Source organism: Pediococcus claussenii ATCC BAA-344 (genome assembly GCF_000237995.1).
In the GTDB taxonomy this organism is placed as follows: domain Bacteria; phylum Bacillota; class Bacilli; order Lactobacillales; family Lactobacillaceae; genus Pediococcus; species Pediococcus claussenii.
This window is the reverse complement of sequence record NC_016605.1, coordinates 1615405-1628550: the sequence shown is the minus strand read 5'-3', so window position 1 is coordinate 1628550 and position 13146 is coordinate 1615405. Positions and strand designations below refer to the sequence as shown.

Below are 13146 nucleotides of genomic sequence, written 5' to 3'. Positions count from 1 at the left end.
TTTATCACATATGATGACTCCCCGTATTATGTTTGAATTTGGCAACTTTTCATGTAAACTAAATAGTATTGTGATTAAAAGGGGGAGCGGTTGATGAATATTCACAAATTATCAAAGTTTGACCGTGTGTGGTTAGTATTCTTTATGGGACTAGTTAGTGCAACTGGTCCGCTATCACTTGATATGTATCTGCCTGGATTGCCGCAAATGCAGTCCTATTTTCATTCATCAGCTTCTGCCCTACAATTGAGCATTACATTTTGTTTAATTGGGTTAGCCGTTGGACAATTGTTTGTGGGCCCAATTAGTGATCATTATGGGCGTAAGATTCCATTAATAGGAGGATTTTTACTCTATGCGATCACTTCACTTAGTTTAATATTTATACATAATATATGGTTATTTATTTTTATTAGGTTGTTACAAGGACTGGCAGGATCTGCAGGACAAGTTTTATCTCGAGCAGTTGCCCGTGATATTTACGATGGAAGAGAACTTACGAAGTTTTATTCCATGTTAATGGCGGTAAATGGTGCCTTTCCAATTATTGCCCCTATCATTGGTGGTATTTTACTTCCACTTGTCGGTTGGCAAGGAATTTTTATTTTACTATTCATTATTGGAATCTTGGTAGTAATTGGTGTAATATTTACAATTCCAGAAACTTTGAAGTCTGGACAGCGTGGAAGTCAGCCAATTAAGGAAAGCTTTGTTGACATGCTGAAAATGTTTAGCCACCATCGTTTTGTTTTAATTGCTCTGACACAGGGGTTAGTGTTTGGTGCACTGTTTAGTTATATAGCTGCGTCCTCTTTCGTATTTGAGTCATTTTTCCATATGTCTGTACATCAATTTAGTATTTTATATGCTATCAATGGTTTAGGAATTATTCTTGGAAATAACTTACCGGGTTATCTAATGGATTACGTGAAGAACAGAGATTTATTACTTGGTGGTTTGATCGTTGGAACTTTTGCTAGCTGTTTAATGGTTGGTAGTTTGTTGGTTGATCCAATGCCAATTCTAGTAATAATTCCACTTTTCGTGGTTGTGTTCTGTGTTGGTATCGTCAATACGATGGCAACCTCAATGGCAATGAGTATCGAAGGAAGTTCAAATGCGGGCGCGGCCTCCGCAGTTCTTGGATTATTGATGAATATTATTGGGGCCTTAGCATCGCCACTTTCTGGAATTATGGGTGCACAAAGTTATGCACCAATGGCATTTTTGATTTTTGGAAGCGAAGTCCTTGGACTGATATTGTTTATATTCGCTCTTAGAATGCGTAAAAGAAGTTGATGTGGTGCGGTTCTGAACCAAAATTGTTATTCAAATCTTGTTTTAATTGTAGTAAAATGAAACTAAATAAAGCGAATGGGTGAAAAAATGGCAAAAGATATTAAAGCAGACGAATTTATTACTGGCTCTGATGTGGTTGATAAGATTGAACGGATTGGAAGCCTGGCAACATTAGGTAACTGGGCAAAAGAAATGGAACGAAATGGGCATTCATTCCAACATGATGGACGTGGTCGTCGTATTTACTCAGAAGAAGATATGCAAATCTTAGAAGAAATGAACCGTTTATTGGGAGATCGGCATACTCTTAAGCAGGCTGTCCAAGTTACATTGGGGATGGAAGGCAAAGATGTAAATAACGATAATTCAAATAAAAATCAGCCAATGATAATTGATGCTTCCATGAAGAACTTCATTGAAACACAAACTAAAGATATGCAAGACATGAAAACATTAATGACTAAACTGGTTGAGCAGAATCAAACTTACCAAGAGGAAAATACTAAGCTTGAAAAGAAGATTGATGATCTTGCTGAACAAAGCAAAAAAATGTTAGAAGCTCCCGAAAAAAAGGGTTGGTGGGCTCGTCATTTCGGGTAATAATGATTGAAAAAGTGCTTAATAGTTTAGAGTGATCAACAGAAGATATCTTTAAACTATCTGAATTACATAATTAAAGAGCGAGACATAAATTGATAAATGACGAGCATTACTAACTCGTAAACAGCAGATGTTTTGTTTCACAAAACTTAATACTCATAATTCTTATGGGCAAAGAGCGCCACATAGAAACTGGCAAGGGCGAAAGACGAACGATGATGGGCTTCATCGTTCGTTTTTCGTATTTAAGCGGAATAATTTGACTTATTTCTCGCACTTTTGCTATTTAGTTCGGAAAATAAATTCGAATTTTAATTATGTCACAGCCTCTTTTTATAGTGAAAGTAGTGATAATACAGATCATGCTTCAGAATTTCTTCTACAAAATTGAATCGTTGTCATATAATTAAAAAATAAGAAAACGGGGGTGAGACAGTGCAACCTAAAATTGGAATTCGACAGTTGGTGGAATTTGTATTGCGGTCAGGTGACTTAAACGAACAAATGAATAGTCAAAATACTGCTTTTGAGGGTGCACGTATTCACCGAAAATTGCAAAGTGAGAGGCCAGAAAGCTATGAAAAAGAATATTATGTTCAACGTGAAGTAGATATTGCAGGAACTCCATACATAGTTGATGGACGTGCAGATGGAGTTGTCGCCAATGATACTTTGTGGATAGAGGAAATCAAAACATCAGATCCTAAGTTTGAAGATTTGTCTGAAAATACTAAAACGTTATATTGGGGGCAAGCTAAAGTTTATGGTGCAATTCTGACACAGGATTTGGATTACGAAACGGTGAAGATTCAGCTAACGTATTATCAGAGACCGACGGATAAAATAGTAACGGAAGAGCACGAATATTCTCGTGAAGAGCTACAAGATTTTTTTAATAACTTAGTACATGAATATGAGCGTTGGATAAAGTTGAGAAACGAGTGGCGAGATAAACGAAATAATAGTATTCATCAAACCGATTTTCCGTTTCCTGAATATCGTAATGGACAACGGGAATTAGCTGTAGCGGCTTACAAAACAGTTTTAACGGGTCAAAGACTATTTATTGAGGCGCCAACTGGTACTGGAAAAACAATATCAACTTTATTTCCTGTAATAAAAGCGGTAGGTGAAGGGAAAATCGACCGAGTATTCTATTTAACTGCTAAACAAAGTACACGTGGTGTTGCAGAAGATGGGATTAACCTAATGGTTGAGAAAGGTCTGCAAATAAAATCAATAACATTGACTGCTAAGGAAAAAATGATTTTTCCTGAAGAGGTTGATGTTAAACCCGACCAAAATCCATTTATGGTGGGGTATTATGACCGGGTAAAAGATGGATTATTAGATGTTCTTGAAAATGAAAATCAACTAACGAAGAATCTTATTCAAAAATATGCAAGAAAACATAGCTTAGATCCATTTGAGTTTTCACTGGATTTATCGCTTTTTTGTGACGTGATAATTGGCGATTATAATTATTTGTTTGATCCAATGGTGTATTTACAGCGTTTTTTTGCTGGGGATGACGATGATAATTTCTTCTTAATTGATGAAGCTCACAATTTAGTTTCCCGCTCACGAGATATGTACTCAGCTGATCTGAATGAAGGGTTAGTAGTAAGGGTTAGAACATTGTTAGATAAATCAACTTCAGCAGTGGAATCTAAGCAGTTGAAACGACGTCTAACACAACTTAATAATGAACTTAAATTGATTAAAAATAATTTTGAAGAGAGAGCACAGGGTAACTTTGTTGCAACTACTGAACCTCTAGATGACATTGAAAAGGCAATTCTGAACTTCAATGAAGTTACACGAGAGTGGTTACCCAAGCAACCGGATAGTGATTTGACTAGCAGTGTGTTAGACCTTTTTTTTGCTGGAAATAAGTATATTAAGATTGGCGAGTTTTATGATAATAGCTATAGAGTATTGATGAGTAAAGATGATGATGGTAATTTATTGATCCAAGAGAAAATATTAGATCCAAGCCCATATTTAAATAAGTCGTTAGAAAAGGGGCATGGAGCATTGTTCTTTTCAGCAACTCTTTCGCCAATCGATTACTACAAGGACACATTTGGTAGTTCAGACGGACTTGTGATGCAATTGAGTTCACCATTTGAAATGAAGCAACAAAATATTATCGTGACAACTTATGTTGATACAAAATATGCGGCAAGAATTAATAACATCCCGAATATAGTAGCGTCAATTAATGCTTTGGTGAATGCTAAACAAGGCAATTACCTGATTTTTTGTCCGTCTTATGGATTTATGAAACAGATTGTCATGGAATTTCAAAGCCGCAATCCCGCGACAGACGTTGTGATCCAAAATGGCGGGATGAATGAAAATGAAAGACAAGACTTTTTGGATGCGTTTCGAGTGAAATCCGATAAGAATTTAGTTGGATTTGCTGTACTTGGGGGTGTTTTTTCAGAAGGGATTGATCTAACCGAAGAGCAGTTGATTGGAGTTGGAATTGTGAGTGTTGGTTTGCCAGGCTTAAGTGAAGAACGCAAACTTTTACAAGAATACTTTGACGAAAAGAATGGGCGTGGATTTGAATATGCCTACCAACTTCCGGGGATGAACCATGTATTACAAGCAGCGGGGCGTTTGATTCGAACTAGCAAGGATCGTGGCAATGTAGTTTTAATGGATCAGAGATTTGCAACCCGAAGATATACTGATCTTTTTCCCAGACACTGGAATTATTTTAAGAAGGCCTATTCGGTTGAGCAACTTGAGCAACAAATACAAAGTTTTTGGTCTAATTGAAGATTGGTACGTACCACAATATATAGTGTATCCCCATTAAAATTCTTTGCAAAATCTTTATATTTTGTGTTTACAGAATAAATTTATATCGGTATATTTAATATAACGTCTGTTACAAATCTTATTTTGGAAAAGGAGATTACGCATGTATTTGGCAATTAATATCTTGGGTATTTTTGTTTTTCTAGGAGTTGCGATCCTATTTTCTAAAAATCGCAAGAAGATCAACTGGCAATCAGTTGGTGTTATGTTAGTGATTAATGTATTCTTGGCTTGGTTCTTAGCTAACTCGAAGATTGGTGTAGATGGAGTTAAGGCTGCTGCCGATGGTTTCAAATGGTTAGTTGATATTTCATATCAAGGTATTGCATTTGCACTTCCTGATTGGGTTCATGTTAAACAAATGAACTTTGTTACAAGTGCCTTGCTTCCAATCTTGATGATTGTTCCATTGTTCGATATCTTAACTTACATTGGTGTTCTTCCATGGATTATCAAGTGGGTAGGTAAAGGTTTAGCTATTATTACACGTCAACCTAAATTTGAATCATTCTTTGCGGTTGAGATGATGTTTCTTGGCAATACTGAAGCACTTGCTGTTTCAAGTTTACAATTACGTCAAATGAAGTCGGATCGTTTAGTTACAATTGCACTTATGTCAATGAGTTGTGTTACTGCTTCAATTCTAGGTGCATACATGCTTATGATGCCCGGTCAATATATTATTGCTGCTGTTCCAATTAATATCGTTAACGCGATTATTGTTACAAGTATTTTAAACCCGGTTACCGTTACACCGGAAGAAGATACAATTGCTAAAATCGGTGGTGCAAGTGCACCTGCGGAAAATACAGACACGCTTGAATCTGGTTCTGAAGAAGTTGCTGAATCAGAAGTTAAGGCTGAAACAGCCGTTAATGAACGCGAACCATTCTTCTCATTCTTAGGAGATTCAATCTTAGGTGCTGGTCGTTTAATCTTGATCATCACTGCTAACGTTATTGCCTTTGTTGCTTTAGCTGCACTGATTGATGCTCTTTTGAAGAAGATTAACCCTGCACTTACGCTGGAAAATATTTTGGGTATCATTATGTTCCCATTTGCATGGCTAATGGGGCTAAATGTACATGATGCATTCCAATTTGCTCAATACATGGGTACTAAGTTAGTTACAAATGAATTCGTTGTTATGGGGAAAGTCGCTGGAATTAAAAACACATTCCAACCACATTTTCTTGCAATGCTAACAGTATTCTTAACATCTTTTGCTAACTTCTCAACTACTGGTATGATTATTGGTGCATTTAAAGGATTGGTTAATAAAGAAAAGAACGACGTTGTTTCTAAAAATGTTGGATACATGTTGCTTTCAGGTATCTTGGTTTCACTACTTTCGGCTGGTTTAGTCGGAATCTTTGTTTGGAAATAATCTAAAAACTTAAAAAGAGGCATTGCAAATGTCTCTTTTTTTATGCACAATAAATAATATAAAAATTATGTTTACGCTTTCACAATAGGAGGAAGATCTCAGATGACAACCAAAATAATATTGGATACCGATCCCGGAATTGATGATGCTGCAGCAATCTCTGTTGCATTAAACAGTTCGGAGTTTGAAGTTGAATTAATTTCAACGGTGGCTGGTAACGTTACAGTCGACAAAACTACCAAGAATGCTTTGAAATTAGTTCACTTTTTCGATTCTAACGTTGAAGTAGCTGGCGGCGCGGAGCAACCCCTCTTAAAACCATTTGAAGATGCTGCTCGTGTTCATGGCGAATCAGGTATGAGAGGTTTTGATTTTAATTATGAGCCAACTGAAATCCCAGTTAATAATGCTGTTGAGCGTTTGTATAACGTCATTATGGCAAACGATGGACCAATTACGCTTGTACCAACTGGTTCATATACGAATGTAGCCTTGTTGTTTAAACAACATCCTGATGTTAAGGAAAAGATTGGAAAGATCGTTGCAATGGGTGGCTCAATTGGCATGGGAAACATGACCAGTGCAGCTGAATTTAACGTGTTTACTGATCCTCACGCCGCTGAAATTGTATACCAAAGTGGCGTTCCAATTGTAATGGTTGGTTTAGATGTAACAATGAAGGCCCTTTTAACTCAGGAAACACTGGATACGATTAAGACTCTTGGTAAGGCCGGTGAAATGTTGGGCGGTCTATTCAGCCACTACTATGAAGGCAACGAAGGTGGAATACCAATGCATGATGTTAATACATTGGCGTTTATGTTGCACCCAGAATTTTATAAGACGGAAGACCTTTGGATTGATGTAGTTGTCGACGGTCCCGCAATTGGTGAAACGGTTGCTGACATTCGTGGCGCTTACCATGGTGGCAGCACGAATGCACAAGTCTGTGTTGATATTGATGCAGATGCCTTTAACAAATGGTTTATTGAAGAAGTTCGTAATATGAAGGCTTAGTATCATGTAAATTGTATCTTTGGTTATTTAAAATATTTAGTTAAAAAATTCGAAGCGTAGACAGTTAGTGTCTATACTTTGAATTTTTGGCTCTTTTATAAATAGTGTTGAGAGTAATATTTAAAGGGATTCAATTCATTTACGAATTGGGTTTCTTTTTTTTGATTGTAAATTCAATAATTACTCGGTCTCATAAATTTTACCAATTACGGTATCCGTATCCAGTTCTACTTATTTTTTTGGCTTTTCGATTGGTAACTTCGATTCTACCGTTAGAGTAAGGAAGCTTTTTGGCTTTTTATTTTCAAAATATTCGTATTTACAGATTTGACACCTTCTGTGATCCATAATAGAACAGCATCGGTAGATGGTTTCAAAACTTCGGGTCGTTAGTCGAGGAAAATAAATTGTGAAAATTGGATATGCGCGCGTTTCGACTGTGGGTCAAGATTTACATTCGCAAATCATGGATTTGAAGAAAGCAGGTTGTGATGATGTTCTATATGAAAAATATACTGGGACCTCAACCAATCATCCAGTTTTCGATCAGGTTTCAAAAAATTAAAGTCAGGTGACATGTTGGTAGTAACAAAATAGGATCGATTTGCTAGAAAGACGTTAGAGATTCAAAAGGTAATTAAACGATTATTTGATGACAAGATATCGGTTCGTATTCGTTATTGAAGATACAACAGGCCATTTGATTTTTACGATTTTTGGTGCTTTTGCGAAATTTGAACGAGATATAATTGTAACAATTACTCAGTAGGGAAAAAATATGCTAAAAACATGATTCAAACTTCAAAGAAGGAAGACCATGTAAAATACATGACGGCTCAGTTGGATCTTGAAATGGAACTTAAGGAAAAATATTCTTATAATGTTGTTGCTAGGAAAATTGGAATTTCTAGAAGTACTTTGATCAAGGAACATAATAGAAGAAAAAACAGATAATCAAGAAAAGCTGGATAGAATGTAAATATTAAAAAATTGTCCAATTAGCGGTCAACTTTTTTAGTATCACGCGGTAATTTATTGCGTGAAAACGTTAATTTTAAAATTTTTTATTGGAACTATATTTTCTTCGGGCTAATCATTGAATTTGATGTGGTAAATATAAATTGAACTAACAAGATACTAATTACAATTGAAAAAGTTATCCAAGTTGGAAATAGGTTGTAGATAAGCACTAGGCCTACACTTCCGATTGGTGAGGCCACGGTTGCAATGGAAGTAATTGCTCCAAATACCGATCCGATAATGTTGGGATCAGAAATCTTTAGGATTTCAGAGTCTAATTTAGGATTGAATTGTCCAATTGACCATCCTAATAGAAAATAAGGAATTAAAATTAACAAAAAATAATGAAATACCCATAGATTTATAAATAGAACAACTAAACAAATGATTTCAAAAGAAATTAGACGTTGTAAAGTAATCTTATCTGTTAACCTAGTGTGAAATAGACTGCCAATAATAGCTCCAATAATATTGGCAATGCTTACACACAATACTGAAACACTATAGGGTAGACCTGAAACATTTGGATGATCAAGTAAAAATAAATTATTAATAACACTAAATCCAGCTGTTAGGGTATTAGCTAACATAATTGAAATCAATAATAGAGGAACATTTACTCCAGAGGCCGTTCGTAAGGTTTTGAAAATCTGTTTGAAAATGCTCAAAAAACTTTTTTTCCTCTTATTAGATTTTGAGGAAAATTTTGAGGATAGTTTAATGGAAGATTTCCCTAAGTATAGTACGATTGCTGATAGAATAAATGCAATCGCATTTATGTATCCTGCTATAGCATAGCTATGCCATAGGCTCAGTGTAACAACCCCAATACTTTGTCCAATGGGTTGAACCAGCATTGAAACACTTTGACTAATTCCAAGAGTAGTACGTTGAAGATTACTAGGGACTCTTTTTTGGACGATCGGAGCTTGAAGATTGTTGCTATACATACCTAGTATGTCTGAGGTTATATTTATTAGAATAACTAAGAAAAAAATATTGGTAGTCTTAGCTGTAATTATATTTGCCAATAAAATATATATAAATGCTTGGTAGATTTTTATGCGTATTAGTGCGGCCGACTTTTTTCTTGTATTGTCAGCTAAACGGCCTAGTATCAACCCTAGGATACCTGGAAAGATGCTTGCAACTGATGCTATTGAAACAAATAAGTTGGCATTGGGAAAATCTTTTGCGTAGGTTAGTATCACAATGTTAAAAATGCTTATACCAAGAACTTCAAAGACGTTCGCAAGTGTTAGAGTAATTACTGCGCGATTCTTAAAAAATGAGTTAATGTTCATCGCCCCTTACCACCATTATTTCGCTTTAAAATCGCAAACGGGTGATACTTAAGTATATTGTCGTTATCACTAACATTTAATACCCAATTTTGAGGCAGTTGGATCCACTTTGGAAGTTTCGGAAATGGTTGTACTGAATCTGGTTGTTTTTCACCTTTCGGAGAAATTAGGTTAAATGTATCTGGATTTCTATTTTTTGATGCATAATTTAGACCATACCTAAAAAAAACATTTTTACTATTCTTAAATTGATAGTCACTTAAAATATTGGGGCCAGCCATAGTAGACAGTAATTTAGTACAATCACTCATAATTTTGAGTGCATGTTGTTCATTTTGAGGGTAGATAGTGATTAGTTTCCCGGATTCCGCTGAATTTGCTTCTGAAGAAATATTTTCTAAATATAAGGCTTCATCACGTACATGCTTAAAAGAAATATTATTAGCATAACAATAATTGGCTATTATTGTGATAATGTTTTGAGCATCACCAAGGCTAGATGAAATGTGTATTTTCCATCCCTCCCTGGGTATCTCGTAATTTATTAGAAAATAATAAGTAAAAATATTTTCATTTTCTTTTTTAACATAATTATATTTAGCCGGTAATATGTACATTCTTACATCTCCACAAAAAATCATTAATTAATTTTTGAATTGGGATTATTATAATATTCATAGATAAGTTAATCAAATGTTAATTTAACTAACTGTTCTTTAATTCAATTTAAAGGAGACGAGAAAAATGACATTAAATCAATTAAATGCATTACCAGATGCCGATGAAACAAAGTATTTGCCTGTTGATTATGACGTAATCACTTTGGGTTGCCATTAGTCTCTAAGACGATAAAAGAAATACTACCTACAGTTTGTCTTACATATGTCTAGTACATTCCTTCGGCCCTTGGAATGTGTCTAGCGGTATTTATGCCGTTAGACACATTACGAGAGCTTTTTCTTTTTAAACATAATTTGATATTTATGAATGTTTTTGTACTTAATCGTTACAAGCAACGATTATTTTACGCTATCTCTTGAATTTACACTTTAAGTACAACAAAAAAAGTGCCGATGAACTTCGTTCACCAACACTAAATATTGTACAGCTGAATTTTTTGATATCTAAATAATTAGAGCAAGAATGCAACTGATTGATAAGGCTGCAGTTCTACATTGTCACTTAAAACTAAGTCCTCTGGATAGTTATTAATTAGTATTTGAGCCTTCTGCTGTAGTTCTTTTGGAATGGCTACAGTCGTACTCTTACCATAGAAGTTATTTAAAACTATTAAAGTTTGTCCATTGTATCGGCGTAGGTAGCCAAAAACTGATGGGTGATCCATTAAGAATGGTTCGTAACTTCCTTCAGAGATAATTGGGTAACCCTTACGTAAACTAATTAATTTTTGATAGTAGTCAAAAATTTCTCCGTTAGCTAATTCATTTTCAACGTTTACTTCATCCTGATTAGTTGGTTTCAACCATGGGGTGTGTTGCGAAAATCCAGCATTTACGGAGTTGTCCCACTGCATCGGTGTTCTACTATTGTCACGTGCTTTTGATTTAATGATTTCAAAAGCCTCTTCAGCGGATTTGCCCTTTTCCAGCAACATCTTGTAGGCATTAAGTGCCTCAATATCAACATAATCATCCATACTTTGATAATCTGGATCGCTCATTCCGATCTCTTCACCCTGGTAGATATATGGTGTCCCTCGGAGTAGGTGCATGGTTGTAGCCAACATTTCAGCTGATTTGTTGCGATAGTGAACTGGATCACCAAATCGGTTAATAGCACGTGGTTGATCATGGTTATTCCAGAATAAGGCGTTCCAACCATTACCTTCGTCCATTCCAACTTGCCATTCGTTCAAAGTTTGTTTGAGAGCCTTGAAATCAAAGGGAACTTTAGACCATTTTTCGCCATGATCGTAATCGACTTTTAAGTGGTGGAAGGTGAAAACCATTGAAAGTTCGTGATTTGATTCCAAGGTGTACTGAATACTATTTGGGATGGTAGTTGAGGACATTTCACCCACCGTAATAGATGTCGAGTCTTTACCAAATGAAGCCCTGTTCATTTCTTGCAGGTACTTTTGAACAATTGGAGTATCTGTATACAGGTATTTTGATTCTGTTCCAGCCGGTGCATCAACTAATTTTTCATCTTTTCCAGTTACGTTAATAACGTCAAAGCGGAAGCCATTTACTCCCTTATCACGCCAAAAGTTGATAACTTTAAATAATTCTTGGCGAACTTCAGGATTATGCCAATCAAGATCAGCTTGTCTTTTTTCGTATAAATGTAAGTAGTACTTACCGGTATTTCCAAATGGTTCCCATGCATTTCCACCGAATTTAGACTCCCAATTGGTTGGTAAACTGCCATCCGGTTTTGGCTCACGAATATAGTAGTAATCTTGATAATGTTTATCGCCAGCGAGGGCTTTTTTAAACCACTCGTGTTCCGTCGAGGTGTGATTCAAAACCATATCAAGCATTATACCGATTTTGTGTTCTTTTAATTTGGCAACAAGTTCTTCGAAATCAGCCATTGTTCCGAAGCGAGGGTCAATCTTGTAGTAATCTGCAATGTCATAACCGTTATCGTATTGTGGCGAAATGAAGAACGGGTTAAACCAAATCATATCAATGTTTAACTTTGCAATATAGGGGATCTTATCAATAATTCCCCGTAGATCCCCAATTCCGTCGTTATTACTATCATAAAATGATTTTGGATAAATTTGATAAATTACTTTGTCTTTGAAACTCATTTTCTGTTACTTCCCTTCACTTTTTTTCGTCGTGCAAAATCAGAAAAACTAAATTTATCGGCCCGGTGAATTGATTCGGTAAATTGGAAAAGAGTAGTGTCAGAAAGATAGGTCTGACTTCGTACGATGACAACATCCTTATTATCTGGAACGTGCAATAATTCTTGTTGATGGGGCGTTGGTGGTTCAACTGTAATCATTTTAGTGGCGTAACCAATATCAAGGCCCAATTTTCCTTCAAGGTACTCGTAAAGTGAATCTTCTGCGGCTACTTTTGGAAGAGTTGTAACAACGCTTTTTAAAAGATAGTCACGATCAAGTACAATTGGTTCAGAGTCTACAATGCGTAGCCGTTCGACGTAGGTTGCTGGAAAGAGATTATCTTTATCAAGTTGAAATACCTCAGTTGGGACATTCATATCCTCTAACTTAATTAACTTAGTTCTAGAATTCATATGTTCAGACTGATTTAATTCTTTAAACGAAGCGATTCCGGATACAGGAAAAGTAAAACGAGAAAAATCTAAAACAATGGAACCTTTACCTTGTATTTTCTGGATATAACCTTGTTCCAGTAGTAGGGCTAATGCTTTTCTAATTGTTTCCCTTGAAACACCGTATAAATCACAAAGCTGGCTTTCACTTGGAAGAAAAGAATTAGCAGGATAAATGTGGTGCATAATTTTGTTGGCAATATCCTGCTGAATTAAATCGTATTTACTTTTCATTACAATCACCTCTTTTGAAACGCTTTCATTTTAGCATACTGAAATTAGTATATACAAGTTAATGATTTTTTGAAAGACTCGCATTGTCTACTTAATTTCATCTAATATAATCTAATTTGCAGGATCAATAATACGTAGTATATAAATGGTTTTATTTTACGAAACATTTTTTTGTAAATA

At 35.5% G+C, this 13146-nt stretch carries 10 protein-coding genes and 1 pseudogene; 6 read left to right on the top strand and 5 right to left on the bottom strand.

Features of this window, described 5'->3' with window-relative positions; genetic code table 11:
- The first annotated feature begins 93 nt into the window (after window positions 1–93).
- From PECL_RS08055 to rihC, 5 genes are all read left to right on the top strand, one after another.
- Entirely contained in the window at window positions 94–1299 is a 1206-nt protein-coding gene (locus PECL_RS08055; RefSeq protein WP_014216095.1) for a multidrug effflux MFS transporter, read from the top strand.
- 87 nt (window positions 1300–1386) lie between these two features.
- Entirely contained in the window at window positions 1387–1899 is a 513-nt protein-coding gene (locus PECL_RS08050; RefSeq protein WP_014216094.1) for a MerR family transcriptional regulator, read from the top strand.
- 435 nt (window positions 1900–2334) lie between these two features.
- Entirely contained in the window at window positions 2335–4689 is a 2355-nt protein-coding gene (locus tag PECL_RS08045) for an ATP-dependent DNA helicase (RefSeq protein WP_014216093.1), read from the top strand.
- 145 nt (window positions 4690–4834) lie between these two features.
- Complete coding sequence (locus PECL_RS08040) at window positions 4835–6118, top strand: NupC/NupG family nucleoside CNT transporter (RefSeq protein WP_014216092.1); 1284 nt, start codon at window positions 4835–4837, stop codon at window positions 6116–6118.
- A gap of 102 nt (window positions 6119–6220) precedes the next feature.
- Complete coding sequence (gene rihC, locus PECL_RS08035) at window positions 6221–7135, top strand: ribonucleoside hydrolase RihC (protein ID WP_014216091.1); 915 nt, start codon at window positions 6221–6223, stop codon at window positions 7133–7135.
- A gap of 199 nt (window positions 7136–7334) precedes the next feature.
- On the opposite strand, the pseudogene PECL_RS10035 reads toward rihC, so the two are convergent.
- A pseudogene (locus tag PECL_RS10035) lies at window positions 7335–7406 on the bottom strand (hypothetical protein); the annotation flags it as partial.
- 138 nt (window positions 7407–7544) lie between these two features.
- Here PECL_RS10035 and PECL_RS10375 point away from each other — a divergent pair.
- A complete protein-coding gene (locus PECL_RS10375; protein WP_014216090.1) occupies window positions 7545–7700 on the top strand; it encodes a recombinase family protein in 156 nt (51 codons plus the stop codon).
- Between the two features lie 508 nt (window positions 7701–8208).
- Here PECL_RS10375 and PECL_RS08025 read toward each other — a convergent pair.
- The 4 genes from PECL_RS08025 to treR all read right to left on the bottom strand — a co-directional run bounded on the left by PECL_RS08025 (window position 8209) and on the right by treR (window position 12966).
- Complete coding sequence (locus PECL_RS08025) at window positions 8209–9459, bottom strand: MFS transporter (protein WP_014216087.1); 1251 nt, start codon at window positions 9457–9459, stop codon at window positions 8209–8211.
- The gene (locus PECL_RS08020) at window positions 9456–10076 is read right to left on the bottom strand and encodes a class III lanthionine synthetase LanKC N-terminal domain-containing protein (RefSeq protein ID WP_014216086.1); all 621 of its coding nucleotides are present in this window, start codon (window positions 10074–10076) and stop codon (window positions 9456–9458) included. The genes PECL_RS08025 and PECL_RS08020 overlap by 4 nt, the downstream gene beginning before the upstream one ends.
- Window positions 10077–10591: 515 nt before the next feature.
- A complete protein-coding gene (gene treC / locus PECL_RS08015) occupies window positions 10592–12238 on the bottom strand; it encodes an alpha,alpha-phosphotrehalase (RefSeq protein WP_014216085.1) in 1647 nt (548 codons plus the stop codon).
- Entirely contained in the window at window positions 12235–12966 is a 732-nt protein-coding gene (gene treR / locus PECL_RS08010; RefSeq protein WP_014216084.1) for a trehalose operon repressor, read from the bottom strand. Before treR ends, treC begins: the two co-directional genes overlap by 4 nt.
- Window positions 12967–13146: the final 180 nt, after the last annotated feature.

What these genes read in the sequence shown, in the direction of transcription:
- PECL_RS08020 (WP_014216086.1), bottom strand. Translation starts at nt 10,076, where the DNA reads ATGTACATATTACCGGCTAAATATAATTATGTTAAAAAAGAAAATGAA.
- PECL_RS08055 (WP_014216095.1), top strand. Translation starts at nt 94, where the DNA reads ATGAATATTCACAAATTATCAAAGTTTGACCGTGTGTGGTTAGTATTC.
- PECL_RS08050 (WP_014216094.1), top strand. Translation starts at nt 1,387, where the DNA reads ATGGCAAAAGATATTAAAGCAGACGAATTTATTACTGGCTCTGATGTG.
- treR (WP_014216084.1), bottom strand. Translation starts at nt 12,966, where the DNA reads ATGAAAAGTAAATACGATTTAATTCAGCAGGATATTGCCAACAAAATT.
- treC (WP_014216085.1), bottom strand. Translation starts at nt 12,238, where the DNA reads ATGAGTTTCAAAGACAAAGTAATTTATCAAATTTATCCAAAATCATTT.
- PECL_RS08025 (WP_014216087.1), bottom strand. Translation starts at nt 9,459, where the DNA reads ATGAACATTAACTCATTTTTTAAGAATCGCGCAGTAATTACTCTAACA.
- PECL_RS08040 (WP_014216092.1), top strand. Translation starts at nt 4,835, where the DNA reads ATGTATTTGGCAATTAATATCTTGGGTATTTTTGTTTTTCTAGGAGTT.
- rihC (WP_014216091.1), top strand. Translation starts at nt 6,221, where the DNA reads ATGACAACCAAAATAATATTGGATACCGATCCCGGAATTGATGATGCT.